The sequence below is a fragment of the Oceanipulchritudo coccoides genome, assembly GCF_010500615.1.
Classification (GTDB): domain Bacteria; phylum Verrucomicrobiota; class Verrucomicrobiia; order Opitutales; family Oceanipulchritudinaceae; genus Oceanipulchritudo; species Oceanipulchritudo coccoides.
Map to the genome: position 1 here is coordinate 417,175 of NZ_JAAGNX010000002.1, position 25,826 is coordinate 443,000.

Sequence of the window (25,826 nt, forward strand, 5' to 3'; positions counted from 1 at the left end):
CTCTTCTTAAATGAAAACACGCAACCCCCGTATTGGAGTGATTCTCGACCCCTGGGAATACTCAAGTTTCATACCCAAGCACATTTTACAAAAGCTAGAGGAAATCAGCGACGATATCCATTTTGCTGAGGCATCCTCTTTCCAGGGCGAGGATGAATGGAAAGCATGGCTGAAGGAAATTCGTCCAGAAATTATCCTGACGGGATGGATGACCCCATCCCTGCCGGAAGACTGTTTAAAGGAAATCCCGGAGTTGAATTACATGTGCCATCTCGTCGGGTCGGTCAAGGGGACCGTATCTGACGATTTGATTGCTGAAGGACTTATCGTGACCAACTGGGGGCATTCAATTTCCCGGACAGTAGCCGAATGCGGTTTGATGCTGGCGATCGGTGCCCTGAGAAGGGCGTCATTCTGGACATTGGAAATGCATAACCGCGCGGGATGGAAGGACCGCAAAAAAGTGGAAACCGGTTCGCTCTTTGGGCGCCGTGTGGGCCTGCACGGATTTGGCGCAATATCCCAGGAGCTCCGCAGACTGCTGGTTCCGTTTGACTGCCCTGTCTCGACCTTTTCTCCCAGTGTCCCCGATGCGCTTCTTGCGGAGCATGATGTGCTGCGCGCTGACACGCTGGAGGATCTCTTTTCCAAAAACGATGTGATTTTCGAGTTGGCTGCCCTTACGCCTAAAAACCGTGGGATCGTTACTGAGGAACTTTTGCGGATGATTGAGCACGGTGGAGCCTTCGTGAATATTGGCCGTGGTGCGGTTGTGGATGAAGTGGCCCTTGCCAAAGTTGCGGCGGAGGGAAATATTCAGGTTGCCTTGGATGTGTTTGGTGAAGAACCCCTGCCAGCTGATTCTCCCTTCAGAAAACTGGACCAAGTCTTTACGCTTCCGCATCTTGGAGGCCCGACTATTGATCGCCGGCAGGATGCCACACTGCATGGAATTAGGAATATTCATCGCTATCTGGCCGGGGAACCGATGATGGACCAGATCACGGCCGAGGTGAGTAAGCGGATATCCTGATTTATGAAGCTACCAGCTGACTACGTGTTCTGGCAGGAATCTGCAGAGCAACTCGTTGATGCTTTGATGGCCTTGGCAGATCCAGAGGGATCCGAGATTCCCTTATCCGGAAAGGCAAGTGACCATGATGCGAACGCGGACAGGCTGGAAGCCTTTACCCGGCCCTGTTTATTGTCCGCTTTCTGGTTGCAATCCCTACAGCACGGCAACGACTCAGGTAAGCGGGAACGGGTGGCCTCCTGGCTGAGGCAAGCCTTGTTGCGCGGAACTGACCCTGAATCACCCTGTTATTGGGGGCCCAACACAAACTACCATCAGAATGGGGTGGAGATCGGTCTGCTCGCCAGTGCCTTGCTCCTGGCACGGGAATATTTGTGGAATCCATTCAGCGATGAGGAAAAGTATCAGGTCAGTCGCTACATTGCCACAAACCGGGCAACCGGCCATGTGTGGAACAATCATTTTTATTTTGGGCTTCTCGCATTGGAGTTTTTAAGGGAAATCGGCATGGACCGTCCAGCTGACGCCGCCTCCATTGAATCCTGGTTTTCTGAAATGGAGGGAATGTACCGCAGCCAGGGCTGGTTCATGGATGGGGTGAATCAGAGCTACGATCATTACAATGCCTACGCCTTTCATTTCTACGGTCTGCTATGGAGTCACCTCTTCGGACATACCAATCCGGAGCGCAAGGCCCGCTGGTGCGGTTGGGCCGGCGAATTCCTTGACGAGTACCAGCACGTGTTCGCGGCCAGCGGGGAACATCCAGCGTTTGGCCGGTCGATCACCTACCGTTTCAATGCCTGTGCGCCCTTTCCTTTAGCCGCGCTTCTTGGCGTGAGTCCGCTCTCTGCAGGAAGGGCCCGTCGCCTCTGCAATCGCAATCTCCGCTTTTTCCTTGAGAAGCCGATTTACCAGGAGCAAGGGGCGATCGGAATCGGTTGGACCGATGTGTTCCCCGAGTTGTCCGAAGGGTATAGCTGCGCAGGATCCGTTTATTGGGCATCCAAGGCTTTTTCCGCTTTGCTCCTCCCCCCGGATCATCCCTTTTGGGTTGATGCCGAGGAGCCGCTTGCCTCTGAAGAAGGGGAATATGTCCGGGTTCAAAAGGATGCCGGTCTTGTTTTCCGGTCAATTGATGGAGAGGTGGAAATCCTGAATGCGGGGACCGAGATCTCCCCCATGAACATGACCAAATTCGGTCCATGGAAATGGGGCAAACTGGCTTACCGCACGGGGATGGGGTTTCAAATCGGACATCAAGGCGAGTATTACAACAAGTTCGCCGGATGGTATTCCCGTGACGGGGGTCTGACCATGGAAGGCGGCAGTGACACCCGCATCCATGGACGCCACTATACACAACCCTTTGAACTGGATAAGGACCACCTGTCCTGCACGTACGCCCTCGGGGATAAGTTGGAGCAGCTCCTCACCATTGTCGAAACCAGCATCTGGTGGAACAAGGGCTGGCTACTCGAAATCCATTGGACGGACGCCTACCAGCCCGTTCTCTTCACGCTCGGAGGGTACGCCCTTCCCAGCAGGGAAGCGCAGTCATTTAAGAGAAAGAGCGATGGGTGTATCCACTCAGTTGCGACAAATAGCCGCTACAGTGCACTCCAGCCATTGCTGGGGTTTGAAGGCGTTTTGTGGGACGAGCGGACAGATGATGATGAGCGCCGCAGCCATGTGCAGGCACCTTACCACGTCACGCCTCTGGCGCAGACAGGAAAGGCTTCCGGCGAGCGTGTGCTTGCCGCCCTTGTCTACGGCGGAAACAAGGAGGAGGAAGCCAAGCCGTGGGAATGTCTTTCCATCCAGCGGGGTAAATGGATACTCGAACATCCCTCCCTCGGGAATTGGACGATCACACATTCCGCCCTGCCGTCATTGAATCTATAAGGAGACTCCACCTATGAACAAAAATCTCGCGATCTTGATCACCCTTGCGGGGAGCCCCCTGCTCCTGGATTCCGCCGATGTTGGCCTCGATCCGTTTAAGCATGTCCCCGAGGAGGCTCCACGGACATGGGTCCTCTCCGGACAGAAGAATACCTTCATTCAATTCAATTCCACGGGAAACGGGAAGGCTTACCTCGAACGACTCAAGGAAGATTTAGATACATTCTGGATGGACTGGCCCATTCCCGAAGAACCCGAGAGTTATGGGGATCCCGATCCCCGCCGGCGCACGAGTGAGCAAGTTGACAAGTGGCGGGGCATGCAGGATCTCAGCGGCCAGTTAACGGGTGTTGCTGAGGCAGCAACGCTTATCTGGCTGCTTACGGATGAGGAGCCCTATCTGGAAAAGGCGAAGGCGATACTCCTTTTATTGACGAAGTGGGATCCACTCGGCCCGACAGGGATTGATTACAATGATGAGGCCCATTTCAGGCTTTTCCGCAAACTGCCCCAGGTTTACGATCAAATACGTACTCAATTATCGGATACTGAGCGGCAGCAAGTCCTTGATCACTTCCGTGTCCGGGGCGGACGCAACATGGCTTCAATCATGGAACACGGAGTTCCTGATCTGACACGTAATTCAGTCGAGAATGAGCCGGCCAGCCACTCGGTCCGGTTCATGGCCATGACTGGTCTGGCCGCCCTTGCCCTGTGGGACGATCTTCCTGAAGCGCGTGACTGGTGGGAATTTGTCTACACATGGTATCGCGATATCTTCACACCCTGGGGCGGCGATGACGGCGGCTGGGCGGAAGGCCCCGCCTACTGGAGGGGTGTCTATGAGCACGCCATTTTTCAGGATGCCCTGTTCGCGATTGGAGACCCACTCGCCTACGCTCAGTCTTTCTGGCGCAACACGGGCTATTTTCAGGTGTATTTCGTCCAGCCGTATCCGACAACTGGATTCGGTGATCTTTCAAACGCTGGACAATTCAACATGGAACCGGGTGTATGTCATTTCCTGGCCCACCTTGGGCGTGTCACCAATAATGGATACCTTTTGTCCTATACTGATCTCTACTCTGATCCGCGTCCGCTACCGGTTGATCTCGGTATTGAGCATCTCTACCGTTCCTATCCGACCGCTGCCGAATCCTGGGTTCGCGATTTCATCGGCGCCAAGGCGGGCCAACTGGAGCGCGAACCGCTCTCAGAACTTCCCGGATCGCGGCTGTTTGCCGATGTCGGCTGGGTTTCGATGCACAGTGACCTTGGGAATCCGGAGAACGACATCATGCTGTCTTTCAAGAGCAGTCCCTACGGTTCCTTCAGCCACAGCCATGCCGACCAGAATTCCTTTATCCTGAATGCCTATGGCGAGCAGCTTGCCATCAACAGCGGATACCGCGAGTACCACCGCTCCCAGATGCACAAGTACTACACGAGGCAGACAATTTCGAAGAACAACATTCTTATCAGTCGCCAGGGGCAGCAGTCGCAGGACAAGAACGCTACCGGCAAGATTCTCCGTTTTGAGGAATCGGACCGCGCGGTCTGGACAACCGGTGATGCCACCGTGGCATACAATACCCGCCAATCCCGCCACGATACTGTGCGCAAGGCAATCCGCGACATTATCTTCATCGACAATCGATACTTCGTCATCCGCGATCATGTCCTCTTGAAAAGCCCCGGCCGGATTGATTGGCTACTCCATGCCCGGGATCCCATGACCTTCCACGAGGTGGATGGGTCGGTCGTCATCGAGCGCAACGGTGTCTATCTTTATGGACGCTTGCGCGCCTACGACAACACCCTGCAGATGAAAGGCTGGACCGGGTTCCCGGTAGAGGTCGATCCAAAGTACAAGGATCCCGGGTTTATCAACTCCCAGGTTTACTTGCGGGAACCCGCCGTTGACCAGGCGCACTTCCAGGCCAACACCTTGAACGACAGGGATGAACAAACGATTTTTGCCGTCCTCTGGCCGTCGCGCGACGCCGCCGAGGCCTCGGAGTTTAAGATGGAGCTAATCGACCGTGAGGGCATTGAAATCCAGCGACCCGACGGCAAGATCGACCGCATTCGCCTCACGGATGGAGAGCTCAGCATCGAGTCACTCTAAAAAGAAGGTTCCTTCATTCACCACCATCCGAGTTCCCGCGCGCGCTTCAGGGCGTCCCCGAGAGGTGGCAGATACGGGTGCCATTTACGCTCCCATTCAATGCTCACCGTTCCCTGAAAAGCTTCACCACGAAGGAGGTCAACGGTCGAGGCGAGATCGAATTCCCCGTCTCCCAGCATCACATAAGTGAATGGATGACGTGCCGATGGTTCGCTGATGCTGTCCTTCACGTGCACATGAGGAATCCATTCCTTGAGCGCTGCCCAGGTATCCTCAATTTTTTCGTCCGCTTTTTTCCATGTATGGTGCGTGTCCCAGAGAATCCTTACCGGATCACTCAGTGCCGCTTGTAACTGCTGCACTGCGCGCGTAGCGGTCAGGCAGTCATGCGTTTCCACCATGATGTCTGCCTTCCAGCCATTTCCGGCTTGTTCCCCGCGCCACCAGGAAATGGTTTCAAGAGCGGCTTCCATGTCCGCCTCTCCCAGTTCAGGAGTGAAGCTTCCTCCATCAAAGATCCGCACATTGGGGGCTCCCAGGGCATCTGCCCATTCCATGAATTTCAGAAATTCATCCCGGTCGCTTGGCGTGTTTCCGACCAGTTTCAAGGATGCATCCAACGCGACCACGGACATTCCTTCGTCCGATAAATACCTCGAAAGCGTTTCTGCATTCCCGTATCGCCCCTTGAACAGTTCCGGCAGGTCCACACGGTCTTCCACGGTTCGGAGCTCCAATCGGCTCAGGTCATACTGCTGCGCCAGTTTAACAATTTCCTCAAGCCCGAGTTCAGGACAGCCCAAACTCGAAAAGCTCCAGTTAAGTTCACTTGAGTGCGTCATATTTTACCTTTTATAATAATTATTAAACAGAGGTTCTTGCCTGTTGGGCGAGTATCTTCAAGGCTAAATTAAGGAGCAGGACTAACAAAGGGAAGAACACCAATCAAAACGGGTCCTGGGCACAGCTAAATTTTTCCTTAAAGAAAATTGCACTCCGGCTGAAATCTAAATTAATTTCTTTTAATGCCTAAAAAGATTTCACAGGCTAAGATTGCCGAGAAGCTTGGAGTTTCCCAGTCGCTGGTCTCGATTGTCCTGAATGGGCGCAAGGAGGGCATTGCGAAGGAAACCTACGACCGTATCTGGGACTATGCACTGAAGCATGGGTATTCGCCGAAAGGGATGAAGTTGTCGGAAAACAGTGCCTTCGGTGGGGAATCCATGCAGACTGTGGGCTACTTCCTTCGTGCGCCGCTGAAATTGGCGAACAAGAGCAATTTTTTCAGTCATGTGGCCCAGGGGTTGCATGACTTCCTGCGAGGGCAGAACTACAAATTGGTTTTCCTTGGTTCTGAAATGGATATTTCCACAAAGGAGTTGGCCAATAATAGCTGGCGCAATACGCCCCTTACGGGGGTTGTCATCATGGGCGAAGTCAACTCAGACTTTCTCGGCGCAGTGAGGGATCTCGGCAAGCCCCTGGTTTATCTGAGTGCGCGCAGCCCCGGGTTTTGCCATTCCGTTAACGGGAATGAATATCAGGCGGCTGAGCAATTGGTGGATCACCTCTACGAACTCGGTCACCGGCACTTCGCCTTCCTCGGTGGCATGGTCTCCCGCAGCCGAAATGATGAACGCCTCCACGGCCTCCAGCGGGCTCTTGCCCGGTATAATCTCAATTTACCCGATGAGGCCGTGTTCATCATGGAGGACGCCGAACGGAAGCAGGGATACCAGATGGCCGGGACCATCCTCCAAGGGCACACCAAGAATTTCCCCACAGCATGGATGTGTGTAAACGGCCTTGTCGCCCGGGGCGCCTTGAGCCGGCTCTTCCAGGAAGGGCTCAACATCGGCGAAGATGTCAGCGTCGCCGCCTTCGATAATACCCGCGTTTGCGCTGAGGAAATTCCCGGTATCACTAGTGCGGCCTCCATTCCGGAAAATCTTGGCCGCGAGGCCGGACGGATTCTCCTCAACCCCGAGCTCCACGAAGGGGATTCCCTCCTCGATATCGTCCTCCCCTCTAAATTTGTGGTCCGCGAGAGCTCAGGCCCCGCCTTGCCCAAGCCGTCCCTAAAGCTTAAAAGCCTCCTTGCCGCGGGTTCCTGAGCCGGGGAGTCCCCGTTTGACCCACCCGCCTTTCCGGAGCGGCTATTATAATTATCAGTAAATGCCGTTGACATGGGCTTTGGGCATTCATAATTATTAAAGCAGTTTCTAATTACCCTTTATTTTAACACCCCGAAAATGATGGCAACACTAAGCAGACTTGACCGATTTATCCGTTTAGCAGGATTGGCGGGAACGATCAGCATGATCGTTCCATTGGTGAACGGACAGGATACAGAATTCCCCGGTGGCGGGGATATTTTTGAGCTGTCTCCCTTTGAAGTTTCGACTTCGCAGGACGTTGGCTACTTGTCGACCAACTCAACTTCAGGAACAAGCTTGAACACGGCGATCAAGGACCTGCCGATGGCTATTCAGGTCATCAACCAGGACTTCATCACGGATACTGGTGCATCGAACCTGAACGAGGCGCTGATATATGCCGCAGGTGTGTTCACCGACGATAATCAGGCAAGCAATTCAGTCGGAGCAACGCGCGGGACCCAAGGTTCAGTCGCTGGGAGCGGGAGTGGCGACCGCTCGGTTTCCTCGGCCGGTCAGTCAAACCGTTTTGCGAACACGGTTTATATCCGTGGTTTGTCGACCCCATACCAGAACCGCTACGGCTTCCGTTACGGTGGCCTGATTGTCACACCCAATTCGAGTATCGCCCTTGGCGGCATGCTGGACTCCGCCAATATCGAGCGTATCGAAGTGGTCAAGGGCCCGAATTCCCTGCTCTATGGTGTTGGCGTACTCACCGGTATTGTAAACGTGATTCCCGAGAAGCCATTGTCTGAACCGCACTATGGTTTCAGTATTAAGGGTGGAAATTATGACTTTTTGCGTACAGAAGCAGAATTCACTGGACCGATTGTGGCTGATTGGATTCCCGGCCAGCTGAATTACCGTGCAGCGGGATCGATCGAATCCCGCGGTAATTGGAGAGACTTTTCCGAAGAAGAGACCGAATACTGGACAGTGCAGCTGGATTATTCCCCGGCCAAGTGGGCCAATCTTTTCCTTGAGTATCAGGATGGGTTTAACCGGTTTGACGGGATCGCCTCCCAGTGGATCTACGACAATGTCAACAATGCCAAGAATACCGAGTTCCGGAATATCTATGACGAAGCCTACAACTGGGCCAAGCATGATGGCGAAATCCCAACCCTGCAACCGCTCGATCCGAACGGCTACAATACCTCTCTCAACACGATTGACGCAAACGGGTTAGAAAAGACCCAGCCCGGATTCAAACTGAAGGACGAAAATTTTGTCGGGGGAGGCCGCAAGGACGGTTTTCGCATCACCGGTCCTGACACCTTTGCCGAGCGTGAGGAACAGAACTTCCTCGCTGATCTTACCCTGACTCCGGTGAAAAACCTCTCCATCAACCTGGGGGCCTTCCTCGCCAGCCAGGAAACAACCGAGCGGACCATGCAATTCACCTCAACCGATGGTACCGATTCCCGGAACCTGGTGGAAGTGGTTATTCCCAACGATGCCCAGCTGAATTCCATCTGGCAGTCCGGCGGAATTTACGGTGTACCGATGGATGATGTGGTGCGGGACGCCTTTGGCCTGACGACCAAGGTGGATCCGACCAAACACACGGGCAGCTACATCCTTCCAGCCACGACAGACGACATTAAGTTGATCGAATACTGGTGGCGAGACAGCGTAGTCAAAAGCGACTCCGAGCAATACCGGGCGCGCGCAACGTATAGCTTTGATACGCCCTTTTTCCGCGATGAAGAGGCTCACCATACCTTTCTTGTCGGATTTTCCTACATCAAGGACGATATCGATTTTCCGGATGGCGGGATCAACCGGGGCAATGCTCGTGCCAACCGATCCACCGACTTTGCCGGGATCCCTATTGTGGATAGCACCACAACCGGTTCGCCTGTAGCCGACCCCTTCAACAATGACGGACTCTACTACCGCTCCATTTCCAATTTTGAGCCCATTTATTTTGATGGCCGCAATGACGGGGTTGATGGACACAACACGGTTCGCGCCGGCGATGTTTACTTAAACCAGGTTATTGAGCAGACAGGTTACTACGGGATTTACCAGGGCAAGTTTTTCAGGGACCGACTTGAAGTGATCCTTGGTGTCCGCAGGGACATCTACAACGCCACCCAGCTCACCCACAAGCGGGCGGATGTGTCCGATGCGTTCCTGCGTGAGCAGGCGCTTGCCGATGTGGTGAAGACAGCTGAGGACATCGCGAAGGACCTGGGCGGAGGCGACGCCGCTGTTATCGAACAAATCAAAAATGATATTATCGCACAGACCACCGCCGACGACCGCTATATCACCGCATGGTACCGGGATTCATTTGAAAGTGGGGACCAGGGCTATTTTGGATACGCTAATCGGGCCGGTGCGCCCGACGAGACTTTCGGCGTTGTCCCCGGGAGCAAATTTGATGTCTTTGAAGATGATATCGAAGTGACCACCTACACGTTCGGGTTGAATTTCGACATCACGCCCGATTTGACCATTTATGGTTTGTATGCGCAGGGAATCAGCCCTAACACGGCTTTGCGCGATGGGGCTGGGGATGTTATTCCCGCAGAGGAAACCGAGAGTCGTGAGATCGGCCTTAAATTTGATCTTATGGAAGGAAAGATTTCCGGTAACGTGGCCCTGTCCAGGATCGATCGCGAAAACGGAATCTGGGACAACTCTTTTGCGCCCAACGCCTCGAGGTGGCTGGATGCCCAGAACAGTTTAACGCGCGCCAGCGACTGGGATACTCCCGCCTACGATCCAGAGGTGCCAACCACTTATCTGGTTCGCGGGGATTATCTGGCCGACTATATCGCCGATGAGTATGGAATTGATCCCGGTAAACTTGTATTGCAGGCGGCCGGCAGCAAACTCAACCAAAAGGTGAGCCTTGGCGATTTGGATCCCAATCTTCCAATCTTGGAACGGCTCCAGCTTCTCAAGGATGTTGCCGACAAGACCGTTCTCCCCGAGCAGTTTGCAAACTACTACACCAGTCAGGCACCGTTCAATGGTGCGGTCACCCTTGATTACTACGGGATTAATCCGGATGGCTTCGATGAGTTGATGGAGGTCACCTTCTACAATCCGGAGACAAACGAATTCATCACCAAGGACATCAGCAATTTACCGGTGATTTATTCGGCCTTTGCTGACCGGACGGTTGATTTCAGTAAGAACAGCCTGCTTCAGGATGTGCACCCGATCCGTTACCATCGCCTTTCCAGTGATGGTCAGCCCCAAAACAACAACAATGTTGATTTTGAGCGGCGGGCCCTGGTCACCTTTGACGAGGAGATTAATGTCTTCGAATTTGAAGTGTTCCTCACTCCGACCGAGAACCTGCAGTTTGTCATCAACTACTCGCACATTGAGCGCGAGGCCAAGGACAGCTTCCAGTTCACCGAGTGGGAAAGCATCGCCGGTAATGACGGGACTTATATTCCCGCATTCTCGATGCTGCATCGCGAATACGGATGGGAGAATGCGGGTATTGACCTCGCCTGGGTGGATTTTGACGCCTACGAAGCAGCCCGCGCTGCCTCCAGTGACGGAGTTGTCAGCATCGACAATCTCCCGGAATCCGCGGTTGAGCGGGTGCCCGACGGGGAATCCGACACTCCCATTTCGAATGAAACTTTCGTTGACCGGTCAGCAGCCGGTCAGTTGCTGCTTCTGGTCGACCAGCGCGGCAATGTCATCAATGAAAACAACAATGCCAAGGCGACCGATTACAGCGGAATCCTCACGGGGATCAGCCTGAACTACAATCCGGAGGATGAGCTTTCCATATTCGGCAAGTACACCTTCACGGAGGGTCTGCTTGAGCGCCTCAACCTGACGGCCGGACTCAAGTATATCGGTTCTTCCGCGACAAGCGTCTCTTTCAATACTGTCAGCCCGCTGGCTGGCCTGCAGGTGACCCCTGAAGTGCCGGAACGGTTCCAGTTTGACCTTGGTGCATCCTACCGGTGGACATGGAACAATTTGGACATGCGCCTGTCTATCAATGTCTACAACATTTTCGACAAGACGTACGACGTTGAGATCAAGACTCTGGACACGCGCAATCCAATCACCGGAGCTGAAGTAACGAAGCGCACGGAAAAATATTACACACCGACAACCTTCCGAGTCGGGTTGGCCGTATCTTTCTAAGTTTCCCAACCTCAATATTAACAATACATAAATAAAACTACTATGAATACAAAAATCCCCCTTACTGTGTTATCCTGTGCCTTGGGCGCAGTTTTTGCCCAAGCAGACTGGACTGTTGTCAGCACGTTTGACGATGCCAGCGCACTCGACCTTGTCACTGATGTCGCGAACATCGAAGGCTCTGAAGCCCGTTCTGAAATTATTGACGGGAAATGGGCCTTGTTCCCGGGTCTCCTCTTTGAGACCAATTCAAACCTGTACGGAATGTTGGATCTCGGCACTGACCTGAGGGCTGCCTCGATCGGTGTCGGCGGCGCTGTCACCTTCTATGTGGAAGTGACCCAGCCGATTGTTTCCGATGGTGCTGGCGGTACCCGCAAGTCCATTGTCGACGTTACCTGGGGGCTTTCCAACGAACAGCCCGATAATGTTCTCACCACGCGTTATGACTCCTACAACGCAATGCAGCGCATTCTCATCACCACCGATAACTTCGAAGGGCGCAACGGCGGCAGCTATGTCACCATCGAGGCGTTTCAGGCAGACGTCAGCTACAAGATCTGGTTTGTCGTCGATTTCAACCTGAACTTCTATGAGACCTACATTCAAGGCGGTCAGTGGACGGAGCGGACCAAGCTTGACGCGGGTGATATGTCCGGAATCTGGTTCTTCCGCTTCAATCCTGGCGAAACGAGTGTAGTGAATCACATGCTTGTTGCCTTGAGCCGCGGTAATTCCGTCCAAGGTGAGAAGAGTCTCGACCCGGTCTATTTTGATAATGTGGCTGTTGACGTCACCGGCGAGAACCTCACTGCCCCCGACTTTGGTGGCGGCAGCGGAAATACCTGGGCCGGTTATGCTGTTTCCCCTGAAGGCTGGGTCAATACAGGCGCATGGCTTGGGTTGATTTACGTGAATGAGGCTCCCTTTGTTTATAGTGCCGATCTCGAAACCTACATCTATCTTCCCGAAGATCTTGTTGGTGACGCCGGTGCTTGGAGCTACATCTACAAGTAATTCCTGCCTCTGGCATCCAGCTGTTTTTCGAGGCGGCCCCGGCGAGCCGGGGCCGCCTTTTTTCCTCAACAATCCTTAAAATTTTCTACCAATGAAAAAGCTGTCTCGCCAAATTTCCCTTCTTATTGCTTTCTCCAGCCCACTCCTGCTTGCCGGACAAAGCACTCTTCTTTCCCTTGACTTTGAGGGAAGCACTCCCGGTCAACAACCGACTGGAGATTGGACATTTTCTCCATCCAGCAACACGGGAACAAATGGAGCTGTTGTTGTTAACAGCATAACAACACCGGCCAATCCGCTCACCGGGCAAAGCCTTTATCTTTACGACCAGTCTGGCGGCGCCAGTACGCATGCGCGCCTGCCGTTAAGCGGTGGTGTGAATGTTTCAGCCGTGCGCGCTTCCTTTTCTTTCCAGAGAATGTACGAGGCATCAGATGCGGACACCCGGGTACACTTCACAGTTGGACCCGCTGGCCTGGCAATGAACAATTCCGACTTTCGACTATTTGAGTTCCGCGCCTACAACAGTGGTGAGATGCGCGTTGAATACTCGACTGATGGCACCGGTGACAAACGCGGATCCACCGTGGTTGGAACCTACGACACGGACAACCCCAATGAGGCAGTGTTTTTCATCAACTCACACGGGACAGAATCGGTTGCCTATGACGACGGAAACCATTCGGGATTACTGCTGCCTAATATGATGGATGTGTATATTAACGCCTCGTTTGTCGGATCTTTCCTCACTTTGAAAACCCCTGATACGTTAGGGGCTCCCACTGTTGATTATTGGGCAAGTGACGCCGATCTTGGACAGGTTGCCTTCTATCAGGACACAAGCCGTCAAGGTGGCATTGTTTTTGATGATGTTCTAATCACTGAGCTTGAAATCGGCGGCGGTGGTGGCGGCAGCGGTGAACCCGTTGTCTTTCTTGATCTTCTGGACTTCGAGGACCAGACACTTGGCGCACAGCCGGTAATCCCTTTCGCGACAATTTTCAGTCCCGGCAGTAACTCTTCGACAAACGGTATTGTTGTTGTTGATTCAGGAACGACACCTGCCAACCCAATGGATACTGGAAAGGCTCTTTACGCCTACGACATGGTTGGCAGCGCCCCCACACACATGCGTTTTGATTTTGCCCCGGCCAACACAAGCAATGTCCGCGTTGATTTTGATTTTCAACGGATGTACGACACTGTCATTGATGACGAGGATTCCCGGATCCAGGTCGGGCTTGCCCCGGCCGGGAAGGAAACAAACAACTCCGATTTCCGGCCCTTCGAAATCCGGATACTCAACAACGGCAACCTTGTCGTGAATTACAACCCCACCGGAGCTCTTGAAGAAGGCCGTGAATCGGTGATCGTGAGCGAGTACCTGACAACGGGAATTAACCACCTCACCTTTTTTGCCAACGGTAATAATTCTGTTTCATTCCCATATGACGATGCCCAGCTTGGGCAGGGCGAAGTCCCTCCAAATACAATGGTCCTGTTTCTCAATGACGTGAAGCTCGGCGAGTATCTCTTCATTAACACCCCGGATCCTAATAACGCCGGGACAATCGCCTTCTTTGAAACAACTGATGATTTCGGAAGGTTGGGAATTTATCAGGATACCAGTCGTCAAGGTGGTATTGTTTTCGACAATCTTTCCATTCGCGAATTCGCCTCTCTTGAGGCGCCGGAGGCCCCGAGCGGATTGACCGCCCAGGCCACGGGTCCGGATTCCATCCTTTTGGAGTGGACGGACAACTCCGACGACGAGAGTGGATTTATTATCGAGCTACTTGATGGCGCGTCCTGGATCGAGGCGACTACCGTTGAGGCGGATGTGATATCCGTTGAACTCACGGGACTCGATTCCGAAACGGAATACACCGCCCGCGTGCTCTCCACAAACGGTTCCATCTCGGAACCAAGTAATGAGGCTTCCGCTACAACGCTGGCCCAGCTTGTACCAAACATCGCCATGCAACCTGTGGGTGGATCCATTCCCAAGGGAACCAGCATTACCTTGACCGTTTCGGCCACGGGGCTTGCTCCGCTTTCCTACCAGTGGTACAAGGGGACAAGCGGTGACGTTTCCAATCCTGTTCCAGGGGCGACCGATGTCTCTTTCACAACACCGGTGCTTATGTCCGCTGCGACATACTGGGTGCGCGTCAGCAACGCAAACGGATCGGATGATTCCGTCACAGCCGAGGTCGAAGTGTTCGACCCTCGGATTATCCGGGTGGTCAACCTGACCCAGCTCAATGCGCTGCTTCCCGATGCGTTGCCGGGTGACACCTATGTTCTTGATAATGGAACCTATCCTAATGCGCATATTGTTTTCAGCGGACAGGGAACAGCCAACGCGCCGATCACCTTGAAGGCGGAGACACCGGGAAAGGTTATCCTTACCAATGATTCCTCCCTTGAAGTCGGCGGAAGCTGGATGGTTGTCGACGGGCTTCTCTTCACTAATGGGTGGAACCAGACCCGGGACTTTGTTATCAGCTTCAGGGCCGGCAGCTCCAATCCAGCTAAAAACTGCCGGGTGACCAATTGCGCCATCATTGATTTCAGCCCGCCCAATCCTGAAACAGACCGTGACTGGATTGCCCTCTATGGCACAGACAACACCTTTGACCACAATCTCATCTCGGGCCACAGCTCTCTCGGGGTCACTCTCGTCGTCTGGCGTTCGCCCGGAAAGGAAGACCGTCACCGGATCGCGTACAATCACTTCCGCAACCGCCCAAGTGGTGGTGGCGAGAATGGATGGGAGACCATCCGTATCGGAACCAGCTCCGATTCCTTGAGCTCCTCGAAGTGTATCGTGGAGTATAATCTCTTTGAGGCCTGCAACGGTGAAATTGAGACGATCTCCAATAAGTCGGGCGAGAACATCTATCGCTACAACACCTTCTGGCGAAACCAGGGAATGCTGACCCTGCGCCACGGGAACCAGTGCCTTGTCGAGGGGAACATGTTCCTTGGCGAGGGTGTTTCCAATACGGGGGGAATCCGTGTCATCGGCGAGGACCATGTAGTGGTGAATAACTACTTCGAACGCACCACCGGGCGAGACGGCGCTGCTATCACGGTTTATGCCGGTGTCCCCAACTCGCCCCTGAACGAGTATTTCCCGGCAAACAATGCGCTGATCGCACATAATTCGATCATTGACGTTGTGGGGACCCATATTTCTGTCGGGGCTGGCTATCCATCAAGAGACCGCACGGTCCTGCCAATAGGAGTTGTTGTCGATAACAACCTCTTTGCCAAATGGGCCACAACAACGTTCAGCTATAACGGCCCCGCGATCAGCGGAGAAGCGGCACCCACCGCCGCCTATGCCGGGAATATTGTTTCCGGGGTGACGCTCGGGGATGTTGCCGCTTCTTCCGGTGCAACAATTGTTACCGTGCCATATGTAACAGGTGCTTACGGGCTCCTGCGCCCGCAGGCGGGAAGTCCTGTTGTCGATGCCTCGGTCGGCTCGGACCTCGATCTGGATCTTGACGGACAGGCGCGCGACAGCTCGCCCGACGTCGGCGCCGACGAGCTGGTGAACCTTCCGGGCCTCAATGTCGGCGGCCCGATCCAGCCGTTGGAATCCGGACCCGCATGGCGTGAAAGTATCGATACATCCCCGCCATGGAGGGGACCAGCCCTCAAGTCCGGGCGGTTGATAGATTCGCCCACGTACGGGATGTTCAATATCGTCAACGCCGAGTGGATTTACCATCGCGCTTACGGCTGGCTCTACATCAAGGCCATCACGACGACCGAAAGCATGTGGTTCTGGAGCGCTTCCGAGGACGGATGGCTGTGGTCCTCGCGTGACTGCTATCCGTTCTTCTTCGATCCACAACGCGATGCCTGGATCTACTATGATCCGGCGGCTGGAGCAGGCATCTTCATCTATAACAGCCAGCAGGCGGCCTGGGAGAAAGCCATCTGATTGTATTTATGATTCTGCTACAATGAAACGTTTCCTGATTTTCCGCCGGGCGGGTGCGGGAGTATTCCTGCTATCCGCTTGTGCGGCGGGGGCCACTGTTACCGGGTTGGAGGCGATCGCTGCTCCAGGTGGCAGCATTTTCCTTCGCTGGGAAGATGTCACCGACAGTGAAACCGGTTTCCTTGTGGAGCGTAAGTCCGGGGACGGAGCTTTCGAGACAGTGATCACCACGCCACCGGACAATACGGCTTACACGGATACCGGCCTCCTTCCCGACACCGCTTACACGTATCGCGTCCAGGCGCTTGTCACGGGCGATCCCCAAGCGAGTGAAGTTTCTGCTACAACCCTATCCCAATGGAGTGTTCCCAAGGCGGAGCCGGCAATGACATTCACAGGCTCCGATTCCTACTCATTTGGATTCCAAGGTGGTGGTGCGACCTACACGGTGGAGGAATCTTCTGATCTGGATACGTGGTCGCCGACCGGTTCTCCGGTCTACCTTGAAGAGTCAGAAAGCTTTGAACTCAGTAAATCCCTGAGCGCGGGTAACCGGTTTTTCCGCGTGAGTACGCGAGCTTACGAGCGTCCGACAACGATCGGACTATCAGAGCCCTTTCAAACACCTCCGGAACCGGATGGCGAAGTGTGGGATGTCACGCAATTCGGTGCCTCGCCAAGCAACATCTCGCCGACCAACGACGACGCCGTCGGGATCAAGGTCGCCATCAGCGTGGCACAACCGGGCGACATCATCTTCATTCCCGCAGGAACCTACACCCTCCGGCAGGAGCTGCAGATTCCCACCGGGCTGACGCTGCGCGGTGCGGGCAAGGACCAGACGATCCTTGTCACGGAAGGGATCAACCGGGCGGTATACGTTGGTCCTCGTGCCAACAACATTCGCATCGAGGACTTTGCCATCACGTATTTGGGATCGACTGAAGAGCTCGCGTTCGGGGTCTATGTTGGCAGTTCACGAACTGGCCTGAACAGCTACCGCATCCTCATTGACAACCTGCGGATCGAGAAATTCTCCATCCACGGAGTCTCCCTGCGTGATAGCAACCACGTGCTTGTCCAGAATTGTGAGATCCTCAACGCCACAAATCTGGGCGGCGGGGGCCGTGGTTATGGGATCGCCCTCAATTATCCGACAAACAACAATAATTGGATCCGGCACAACACGATCGGACCCGTGATCCGGCACGCCATCCTGGTTCAGTACTTTTCCCATAACAACTTGATTGAGCACAACCTCGCGGTGGACAACTCCGAGGATGCCTACGACCTCCACGGGGAGGACGAATATGCCAACGAGTTACGGTACAACACCGCATCAGGGGGAGACCGCGACGGATTTGGTGTCGGGAACACTGGTTCTACACACGATCGCAGCGGCCCGAATAACTGGATCCATCACAATACCGTCGAGAATGCAGCTGTCTCAGGCATAGAAGTGATCCAGGGCTCCGATGTGGTTTACATTGACGAGAACACTTTCTCCGGATGCCGCTACGGAATCCGTGTGCATGACATCGGCGGCGATCACATCTACATCCGGGGAAATACCGTTCAGGACAATAATACCGGCATTTCCGTGACGAGTTCCCGTTGGGTCTGGATGCTCGACAACCGTATTGAGGATAATACGTCCTATGGAGTTGAAATTTTCAATGATGTGGACGACCTCGTCGACCAGGGAAATATTTTCTCCGGGAATGCCGTGGATTACCGGCCCTGAACTCCCCTTTGTGCGGTTTTCTTTCCTTTGTGATTGCCATGTCACCTCCTTCGAGTTTCTGCTGGACTCCCGTTGGCGGGCGATGCCTCCAACCGCAACGGAGTGCACTATATGGCTGATAAAAAACGCATTAAACACATTTTTGTAACAGGAGGCGTTGTCTCCTCCTTAGGCAAGGGCCTGACCGCCGCCGCCCTTGGGGCGCTGCTTGAGCAGAGAGGCCTGAAGATCAAGCTGCAGAAGTTTGATCCCTATCTGAACGTCGATCCCGGGACGATGAACCCGTTCCAACACGGCGAGGTGTATGTGCTCGATGACGGCTCCGAGACGGACCTCGATCTCGGGCACTACGAACGCTTCACCAGCGGCAATCTCAGCTATGACAACAACCTGACTTCCGGCCAGATCTACGATACCATCCTGAAGAAAGAGCGGCGGGGCGATTTTCTTGGCCAGACCATCCAGGTCATTCCTCACGTCACCAACGAGATCCAGTCCCGCTTTGAGGCGAATGCCGTCGACGAGGACATTATTATCACCGAGATCGGGGGGACTGTGGGCGACATCGAAGGCTTGCCCTTCCTTGAGGCAATGCGCCAGTTCAGCCTGGAGCGTGATGCCGGCGAAGTGATGTTTCTCCATGTGACATTGCTTCCGTATTTGAATGCAGCCGGTGAGCTCAAGACCAAGCCGACCCAGCAGAGCGTGGCCCGCTTGCGTGAAATCGGAATCATGCCGGACGCGCTTGTCTGCCGGACGGAAAAGACCATGGGTCGTGACCTTCGCCAGAAGCTGAGCCTTTTTTGTAATGTGCGCGAATCCGCGGTCATTGAGGAAAAGGATGTTGAGACCTCCATCTATGAGGTGCCTCTGATGCTTGAGAACGAAGGACTGGACAAGCTCGTCCTCAAGTTTTTCGGCCTTGATCACCTTCCACAGTTGGAAAACGGCTGGGACAAAGTTGTGCGCATCCTGCGCTATCCAAAACATCGCGTCGACGTGGCGGTCGTCGGGAAGTATATTGAGCTGCAGGATGCCTACAAAAGCGTCTATGAAAGCCTCGTCCACGGAGGCATCGCCAACGATTGTGCGGTTGAGATCCATCGGCTGGATTCCGAGAAGCTTGAAGAGTCGGGCAATTACGAAGCCTTGCACGGTGTTGATGCCATCCTTGTTCCCGGCGGTTTTGGGTCCCGTGGCATTGAAGGCAAAATTGAGGCGGTCCGGATCGCCCGTGAGAGTGGCATTCCCTATTTTGGATTGTGCCTCGGGATGCAGGTGGCGGTGATTGAATTTGCCCGAAATGTGGCTGGCCTTGAAGGAGCCCATAGTTCGGAATTCAATGAAAAGACCCCGTTCCCGGTCATCGACCTGATGCCGGAGCAAAAAGGCGTCACAGACAAGGGGGCAACCATGCGCCTCGGTGCCTATCCCTGCAAATTGAAGGACGGGACGATCAGCGCCAAGGCTTACAAGGAAGACTTGATCAGTGAACGGCACCGACACCGTTTTGAATTCAACAACGATTACCAGGAGCAACTCGAGTCGGCTGGCCTTGTCATTGCGGGGATGAATCCCGACCGCAACCTCGTCGAAATAGTCGAGAATCCCGAACATCCCTGGTTTGTCGGGGTACAATTCCATCCGGAATTCCAGAGCAAGCCACGCAAGGCGCATCCGCTCTTTGCCGACTTTATCGCCGCCGCACTTTCACGTCAGAATACTTGAGCATGTTCCAGAGAAACCCAGATAAGTTCCTCCTGATCGCCGGGCCCTGTGCCCTCGAATCCCATGAACTTTGCCGTACCGTGGCATCCCTTCTCCGCGAGATATGGTCTGCCCACGAGGAGATTGAAGTGGTTTTCAAGGGATCATTCGACAAGGCCAACCGGACATCCCTCGATTCCCCGCGCGGCCCCGGTCTCGAAAAGGGCCTTGAGATATTGAAGATGATCCAGGAGGAGTTCGCCCTTCCGATCCTGACGGATGTTCACACGGAAGCCCAGGCTACCGAGGCCGGGAAGATTGTGGATATCCTCCAGATCCCCGCCTTTCTGTGCCGCCAGACGGACTTGCTCGTCGCGGCAGCCCGCACCGGAGCCATCGTCAACGTGAAGAAGGGACAATTCCTGAGCCCTCAGGAAATGCGCTATGTCGTGAACAAACTGGAGGGATCGGATGCCCGTGAAATCTGGCTCACCGAACGCGGGACGACTTTTGGCTACCAGAACCTTGTCGTCGATATGCGCAATTTCGACATTCTCAAAACCTACGGCCATCCAGTCATCTTTGATGCCACGCACAGTGTGCAAATGCCGGGAGCCGGTGACGGCACAACCTCCGGCAAGCGGGAATTTGTCCCACCGCTCTCACGCGCCGCTGTTGCCGCTGGAGCGGACGGCTTGTTTGTCGAGACGCATCCGGATCCGGATCAAGCGATTTCCGATGGCCCGAATCAGATACCGCTCAACCAACTGGCTGCTGTCGTCGAGCCCGTCATAGCCATCTGGAAGACCCTCCGCGGTCTTTAGCCAACAGCGGGTGACCTTCCGGGTAGAGCCCTCTCACCCGTCCTGTCAGATCGTCGGAGTCTCTTTTGATGCCTCATTGGCCTCATCCCGTTTCCGGTGAATCTTCGAGGCACGGTAAAGAAGGCCTCCAACAGCCACAATCAGCAACCCGCAGAACATGAAGGCAAACCTTCCGCCAAGTGGATTAGGGATGACCATGCCGAGAACGGTGATGAAGCCGCCGTATGTGAAGCAGAGTTTTCCAAGTATCCGGGCCTGCATCTGGTCGGAGTCGACACCACCTTCCCCACTGTGGTCGACGGGGCGGTTCATGCGGTCAAAGAGATCCTCCACTGCCGGATGTACCTTCGCCTTCATGCGCTTCGCTATCCAGATGGTGCAGAAAAACCAGATTGAGCAGATGATGATATTTCCAAGTCCACTTGTGATAAACAGAAAGTCAGAGACTTCACGGTTTGTCAGGTCGGTGTAGCCAAACCATGCTGGATCAAGGGCCAATTTCACAAAGGCCGAGAACGTAAATCCCACGACAAGGCTGCTCCAGGCGGCCCACCGCGGGGCACCCTTGAAAAAGATGCCCCAGACCAATGGCATCGCGTACGGGATCGCGATCAAGGATCCAAACAGGATCATGATTTCAAACAGGTTGAAATCCTTGATGGAACGGATGGCCAGCGCGGACAGGATGATCATAAACCCAAACAGCGCCGAGGCAATTTTTCCAGCAACCAGAAGCTCCTTGGCCGAGGCCGCCTTGCGCAGGATGGGCTGGTAGAAGTTCTTGATAATGATGCCCGCATTCCGGTTCAAGCCGGAGTCCATTGAGGATATTGTCGCCGCAAACAGCGCGCAGAGCAGGAGCCCGAGCATGCCCACCGGCATCAGCTCCAGACCGATGAAGACAAACGCTCCCTCATAGGCCTTGTCGCCTAGATTGGGGAAGACCGAGGTCAAGTCAGGCTGGATGATCCGTGCGGCCATCGGTGGAATGAACCAGATGAAGGGACCAATGAACATCAGTGCCGAGGCCATCAAGGCCGCTTTGCGCGCCTGCTTGTCATCCTTTACGCAAAGATAACGGTACGCGTCGAACATGTTGTTCAGCTTGAATGACTGGATCACAAAAGCCGCGAATATCCATATGTACACAAAAGTCGCATCCTCAGCTTCCCAGAATTTGAAATGGCTCGCCGGAAGTTTTTCCACAAATCCGGTAATTCCGCCCACTTCTGGATGACCAAGGGCTAAAACACAGGCGACTACCGTGATGCTCATCAAGAGTACAGTCTGCATGAAGTCCGAAGCAACAATGGCCCAAGAACCTCCAATGACCGACATGAACACCACGACAAAGCCGACAATCCAGATTGTCAGGTTCGGTGGAATGTTGAAGAATCCAGCCGCGATAATCGCCAGACCATTCAGCCAGATGCCCGCGTAAACCACGCTCATGGGAACCTGTAGCCACGTGAAGACCTGCTCGTTTGTCCGGCCGTAACGGTCGCGGACGCCTTCGATTGCCGTGATGTTGCGCATCCGGCGGAATTTGTAACTGGTGAACAGGTAATTGCAGAAGTATCCCAGTGCGTTCCCAAAGAAAATTGCCGCCACCAGAATACCATCGGTATAGGCTTTTCCGGCCGCTCCCGTGAAGGTCCATGCACTGAACTGCGTCATGAAGGCACTCGCCCCGACCAACCACCAGAGCATGCTTCCCCCCGCGCGAAAATAGTCGCTCGCGTCCTTGCTGAAGGCCCGGAAGATCACTCCCAGGCTGAGCTGAAAGCCAAAATAAAAGACAATGACCAGTAAGTCCCAGGATTCTAGATTAGTACCAAACATATGCGGGGTGTGGGGGGTAAAGTGTTATGGTTAATAATTATTAACCAGAGCTTTGCCCAATGTGGAGTGGGGGTGCAAGCTAAAAGGGTTGGCCGAGCTATTGGTAAACGGTGTCTGATCCTCAGGGATTGACTGAAGCGATAACCTTTTAGAAGCGTTTTTTTCCGGCGGGAGGCGGCCCGGACACCGCCAACGAGCAAAGAAATCCAACACTTCCGGAGCCGGAGCGATCGAGATTGATGACGATGTCGGTTCCCTGTACCGGGGCAACAGGGATTGAATCCCCGTAAAACAGACTTGGATAATAATTATTAACCCCCGCATCGGGTGCTTGCTGAGGGAAAAGGGAAATTCCCCGAATCTCTGGGGAAATCAGGCTGGATACTGTGGTTTGCGCACGAGAAGCGGGGCGCCCAGGCCGGCGACATAATCGGAAAAGTCCTGATTTTCGGGAGTTGAGCGAAGCGCGTATTGGACCATTCCCATTTTGGCATCGAGATTATCGACCATTGAAACAAAGACCGCTTCAGGGGTGGCGGCTTTCACGGCGGCCCCCCATTCAAGCTCGCCCTGGTGGGAGAGGATAATGTGTTCAAGGCGGTCGAGCAGATCCTCGCTGAGACCGGCCTTGATGGCGGCACGGCGGGTCTGACGGTAGCCGAGAACGACGTGGCCGTGAAGGTGTCCCAGCCGGCTCTTGGTGGTGGCAAGATCGCCAGTGTATTCAAGGGCTTTACCCAGATCGTGCAGGATGACACCCGCGAGGGCCAGATCGGGGTCAACTTCATCGTAAAGCGGTAGGAGGCTGACGCAGGCCCGGCACATGCGGACCGTGTGCTCCATAAGGCCGGAGCGGTAGGCATGGTGCATGGAAATGGCACCGGGGATGGTTTTGAATTCCTTTTCCAACTCGGACAGGGCGGAGTTGACCGTCTCCTTCAGGGGAGCGTGGTTGATTTTCGCGATGAAGCCCTGCAATTCCGTCCATAGTTCCTTGACCGGTATCGGGGCGCACTCAACCAGACGGTCGAGGTACCGCTGAACCTCTGATTCGTGGACCTTCTCGATATGGGTAATGCTTGGGGAAAACCGGTTTTGGTAGTAATCGGTTGATCCCTGAACGCGGTAAATTGTCCCCTCAACAGCATTCAGGAAGAGCTGGTAATGCGATGAGTTACCAAAGCAAATGTAGTGAAAAACGCCTGACTTGTCCCCGAATTCAACCATGAGAAACTCGGAATCATTCCGGGCTTTCCGGATCGAGGATTTGCGAAGGACCACGACCGCCTCATAAGGGACCTTCTGGTCCTTCGGGAGTTCTTTCAGTTCGGCTACGGTATTCATAGTGCCGATGGGAACGCCAAGGGCGGAACAGGGCAACGGTTTTCGCCACCTGAATAGAGGTAGTTGGCTATACTAATTCACCCGGACCGGGATACTGAGCTCTTGATCATAGAACCACAACCGTTCCCCGAAGTCCCCGGATGACTCAAAGTAGAAGAGCCAGACCCCCCGGTTGATATGATAGACATAGGGGAAGACTGCCGAATTAGTGTAGAGGTCGCCCAACTCTGGCAGAATACTGTGGAAGTAGAGGTCTTCCCCGTTGCCAGGCCTCAAATAGAGCCAGCCCAGTTCTGAGTGACTCACCCACGGGGTGCCGGTTGCCACATAGGGACCGAACCAGGTTGAACTATGCCACCCGGGATCTTCCATGGCAAAGCCACCCTGAACCGGATAGGGGTTGGCCGGGTCCGGCGTCCAAAGCAAAGAATCAAGGAAAGCGGTATCCTCTCCCTCGGTAGAGTAGGGGTCTTTCTCATAGATCCATTCGATAGTATGGGCTCCTGCGGGAAGCACCATCTGTCGAGCTGTTGGACCGATGAATCCAGACAGGAAAACAGGAGTTTGACCCTCCATAACCGGATTCCCGTTTAGATGCAGATAGACGGCGTCATATATTTCACCGAAAGTAGGCCCTGGCGTGTTGTACTCCTGGTTGACCTCACTCGAAACACTCCATGAGAAATCAAGGGTACCGGGGCCAATAATGTCCAGACGGAGTGAGGATTGTCCAAGGGAGCGAACCTTACCTGCCCTTAACCGGTTTCCATCATCGACAAACCAGTTGCTGTCACCCTCGGTAACAAATCCAAGCCAAGGTTGGTCAAAGTGAGTGGCGGCCACCGTACTGCGACCTGTGGTTACAACGGTGACAGGCTTGCTTTTAGGCGTCAGGGCGGAACCGGTCCCGATTGTCTGCACCTTGTAGCGGTAGACTTGTCCGGGAATAATATTCACGTCGCCGTAGGCTTCGCGGTCAGCCGGTACGGTTGCGATTGCCTCCCAAAATCCGCCATCCAGCCGGTAGATTTTATATCCCGTTTCTCCTTCAGAATTATCCTCCCACTGAAGGAGAATCGTCGTGCTGGATGTTTGCTCAGCGGTGAGATTGGTGACTCTTCGAAGATCGCTGGTTCCACGGGCGACAATCGATTCTTCAATCCACTGCCAGGCGTTTTCATCGATGCCCCGTATAAGGACCCCCGTGCTGCCCACGCTCCCGACGACAACACCGGCAACAACCCAGGCATTTTCATCATCCCTGACATAAATTGGGCCACCGCTGTTCCCTGAGTGGGTGTTCACATTTTCAAATCCATATGTGGCGACCCAGAAGTTTTCACTATCCCGCCAGGTGTCGTCAGGCCGGCTTTCCAATCCGCTCCAGAATGAAAAGTAGTCTCCGGGTTCGGTCCGGTGCATGAGGCCGATATTGCTTTCAGGGATGAAATCGGTATCCGCCGGGTAGCCGACGATCATTTTCTCCCGGTTGTCCCGGAGAATACTTACTGTTTCCTCGGCATCCACATGTACTTCGGGAAATGATCTCAACGAAGCCAGTTTGATAAAGGGGCTGATATACCCTGCCGCAAAATCGATATTGAAGGTATCCGGGGAGCTCAGGCCTATCCCGCTGGGGTCATTTTCTACACGGGTTGCGTATGAGGTCCAACGAGAGAACGCCTCTGGCTTGAAGGAACCGGTCAGTACGGGCGATCCGTTGGGCGTGTGGCGCTGTGGATAATAAGAGATCGCATTGGAGGGTTCCCAGACGAGATTCACATCATCGAAAATTACGTGTGCAGCTGTCACGATGACACCGTTTTCCACCATGGAGGCACTGCCGCTGGCAAACCCGTTTGTGCTCCCCACACCCAGATAGCCGTTGTAGGAGTATGGCTTCTCTGTGGTTTGGGAAAGGTCCAGCACCTCGGGAAGGATAGTCGTTTGACCCAGCAGTGCGGATAAGGAGCCTAAAAATAGTATAAACGTACCAGGGAGGTTTCTCATGGGGGTGTTTGTCAGCAATTTACG

The 25,826-nt window shown here is 54.2% G+C and carries 14 protein-coding genes; 10 read left to right on the forward strand and 4 right to left on the reverse strand.

The features are described 5' to 3' along the window. The first annotated feature begins 10 nt into the window (after window positions 1-10). From G0Q06_RS07390 to G0Q06_RS07400, 3 genes are read left to right on the forward strand one after another with little or no spacing between them, the layout of a single operon-like run. The gene (locus tag G0Q06_RS07390; protein ID WP_163964008.1) at window positions 11-1,033 is read left to right on the forward strand and encodes a hydroxyacid dehydrogenase; all 1,023 of its coding nucleotides are present in this window, start codon (window positions 11-13) and stop codon (window positions 1,031-1,033) included. 3 nt (window positions 1,034-1,036) lie between these two features. Further along, window positions 1,037-2,938 carry a DUF2264 domain-containing protein gene (locus tag G0Q06_RS07395; RefSeq protein WP_163964010.1) on the forward strand — a complete coding sequence of 634 codons (1,902 nt, stop codon included), beginning with the start codon at window positions 1,037-1,039 and terminating at the stop codon, window positions 2,936-2,938. A gap of 13 nt (window positions 2,939-2,951) precedes the next feature. Continuing rightward, the gene (locus G0Q06_RS07400) at window positions 2,952-5,066 is read left to right on the forward strand and encodes a DUF4962 domain-containing protein (RefSeq protein WP_163964012.1); all 2,115 of its coding nucleotides are present in this window, start codon (window positions 2,952-2,954) and stop codon (window positions 5,064-5,066) included. A gap of 17 nt (window positions 5,067-5,083) precedes the next feature. Here the strand turns inward: G0Q06_RS07400 and G0Q06_RS07405 are convergent, their stop codons facing one another. Next, window positions 5,084-5,908: a sugar phosphate isomerase/epimerase family protein gene (locus G0Q06_RS07405; RefSeq protein WP_163964014.1), complete on the reverse strand. Its 825-nt coding sequence runs from the start codon at window positions 5,906-5,908 to the stop codon at window positions 5,084-5,086. A 183-nt stretch (window positions 5,909-6,091) separates the two neighbouring features. Between G0Q06_RS07405 and G0Q06_RS07410 the strand changes: the two genes are divergently transcribed. The 7 genes from G0Q06_RS07410 to kdsA all read left to right on the forward strand — a co-directional run bounded on the left by G0Q06_RS07410 (window position 6,092) and on the right by kdsA (window position 20,606). Beyond that, a complete protein-coding gene (locus tag G0Q06_RS07410) occupies window positions 6,092-7,180 on the forward strand; it encodes a LacI family DNA-binding transcriptional regulator (RefSeq protein ID WP_163964016.1) in 1,089 nt (362 codons plus the stop codon). A 138-nt stretch (window positions 7,181-7,318) separates the two neighbouring features. Beyond that, complete coding sequence (locus G0Q06_RS07415; protein WP_163964018.1) at window positions 7,319-11,356, forward strand: TonB-dependent siderophore receptor; 4,038 nt, start codon at window positions 7,319-7,321, stop codon at window positions 11,354-11,356. A 42-nt stretch (window positions 11,357-11,398) separates the two neighbouring features. Next, window positions 11,399-12,373 (forward strand): hypothetical protein, encoded by a 975-nt coding sequence (locus G0Q06_RS07420; RefSeq protein WP_163964019.1) that lies wholly within the window; start codon window positions 11,399-11,401, stop codon window positions 12,371-12,373. 91 nt (window positions 12,374-12,464) lie between these two features. Continuing rightward, entirely contained in the window at window positions 12,465-16,331 is a 3,867-nt protein-coding gene (locus G0Q06_RS07425) for a chondroitinase-B domain-containing protein (protein ID WP_163964021.1), read from the forward strand. A gap of 22 nt (window positions 16,332-16,353) precedes the next feature. After that, on the forward strand, window positions 16,354-18,075 hold the full coding sequence (locus G0Q06_RS07430; RefSeq protein WP_163964022.1) for a right-handed parallel beta-helix repeat-containing protein: 1,722 nt from the start codon (window positions 16,354-16,356) through the stop codon (window positions 18,073-18,075). Window positions 18,076-18,186: 111 nt separating this feature from the next. After that, window positions 18,187-19,803, forward strand: a complete 1,617-nt coding sequence (gene pyrG, locus G0Q06_RS07435; RefSeq protein WP_238710409.1) for a CTP synthase — start codon at window positions 18,187-18,189, stop codon at window positions 19,801-19,803. Window positions 19,804-19,805: 2 nt separating this feature from the next. Next, entirely contained in the window at window positions 19,806-20,606 is an 801-nt protein-coding gene (kdsA, locus tag G0Q06_RS07440; protein WP_163964024.1) for a 3-deoxy-8-phosphooctulonate synthase, read from the forward strand. Between the two features lie 45 nt (window positions 20,607-20,651). On the opposite strand, the gene G0Q06_RS07445 is transcribed toward kdsA, so the two are convergent. From G0Q06_RS07445 to G0Q06_RS07455, 3 genes are all read right to left on the reverse strand, one after another. Then, the gene (locus G0Q06_RS07445) at window positions 20,652-22,448 is read right to left on the reverse strand and encodes a sodium:solute symporter family protein (RefSeq protein ID WP_163964026.1); all 1,797 of its coding nucleotides are present in this window, start codon (window positions 22,446-22,448) and stop codon (window positions 20,652-20,654) included. A gap of 372 nt (window positions 22,449-22,820) precedes the next feature. Beyond that, window positions 22,821-23,792 (reverse strand): 3'-5' exoribonuclease YhaM family protein, encoded by a 972-nt coding sequence (locus tag G0Q06_RS07450; RefSeq protein WP_163964028.1) that lies wholly within the window; start codon window positions 23,790-23,792, stop codon window positions 22,821-22,823. Window positions 23,793-23,864: 72 nt separating this feature from the next. Further along, window positions 23,865-25,802, reverse strand: a complete 1,938-nt coding sequence (locus G0Q06_RS07455) for a fibronectin type III domain-containing protein (protein WP_163964030.1) — start codon at window positions 25,800-25,802, stop codon at window positions 23,865-23,867. Between the last annotated feature and the right edge of the window lie 24 nt (window positions 25,803-25,826).

Coding starts and splice junctions, on each gene's coding strand:
- G0Q06_RS07390 (WP_163964008.1), top strand. CDS start 11: ATGAAAACACGCAACCCCCGTATTGGAGTGATTCTCGACCCCTGGGAA.
- G0Q06_RS07395 (WP_163964010.1), top strand. CDS start 1,037: ATGAAGCTACCAGCTGACTACGTGTTCTGGCAGGAATCTGCAGAGCAA.
- G0Q06_RS07400 (WP_163964012.1), top strand. CDS start 2,952: ATGAACAAAAATCTCGCGATCTTGATCACCCTTGCGGGGAGCCCCCTG.
- G0Q06_RS07405 (WP_163964014.1), bottom strand. CDS start 5,908: ATGACGCACTCAAGTGAACTTAACTGGAGCTTTTCGAGTTTGGGCTGT.
- G0Q06_RS07410 (WP_163964016.1), top strand. CDS start 6,092: ATGCCTAAAAAGATTTCACAGGCTAAGATTGCCGAGAAGCTTGGAGTT.
- G0Q06_RS07415 (WP_163964018.1), top strand. CDS start 7,319: ATGATGGCAACACTAAGCAGACTTGACCGATTTATCCGTTTAGCAGGA.
- G0Q06_RS07420 (WP_163964019.1), top strand. CDS start 11,399: ATGAATACAAAAATCCCCCTTACTGTGTTATCCTGTGCCTTGGGCGCA.
- G0Q06_RS07425 (WP_163964021.1), top strand. CDS start 12,465: ATGAAAAAGCTGTCTCGCCAAATTTCCCTTCTTATTGCTTTCTCCAGC.
- G0Q06_RS07430 (WP_163964022.1), top strand. CDS start 16,354: ATGAAACGTTTCCTGATTTTCCGCCGGGCGGGTGCGGGAGTATTCCTG.
- pyrG (WP_238710409.1), top strand. CDS start 18,187: ATGGCTGATAAAAAACGCATTAAACACATTTTTGTAACAGGAGGCGTT.
- kdsA (WP_163964024.1), top strand. CDS start 19,806: ATGTTCCAGAGAAACCCAGATAAGTTCCTCCTGATCGCCGGGCCCTGT.
- G0Q06_RS07445 (WP_163964026.1), bottom strand. CDS start 22,448: ATGTTTGGTACTAATCTAGAATCCTGGGACTTACTGGTCATTGTCTTT.
- G0Q06_RS07450 (WP_163964028.1), bottom strand. CDS start 23,792: ATGAATACCGTAGCCGAACTGAAAGAACTCCCGAAGGACCAGAAGGTC.
- G0Q06_RS07455 (WP_163964030.1), bottom strand. CDS start 25,802: ATGAGAAACCTCCCTGGTACGTTTATACTATTTTTAGGCTCCTTATCC.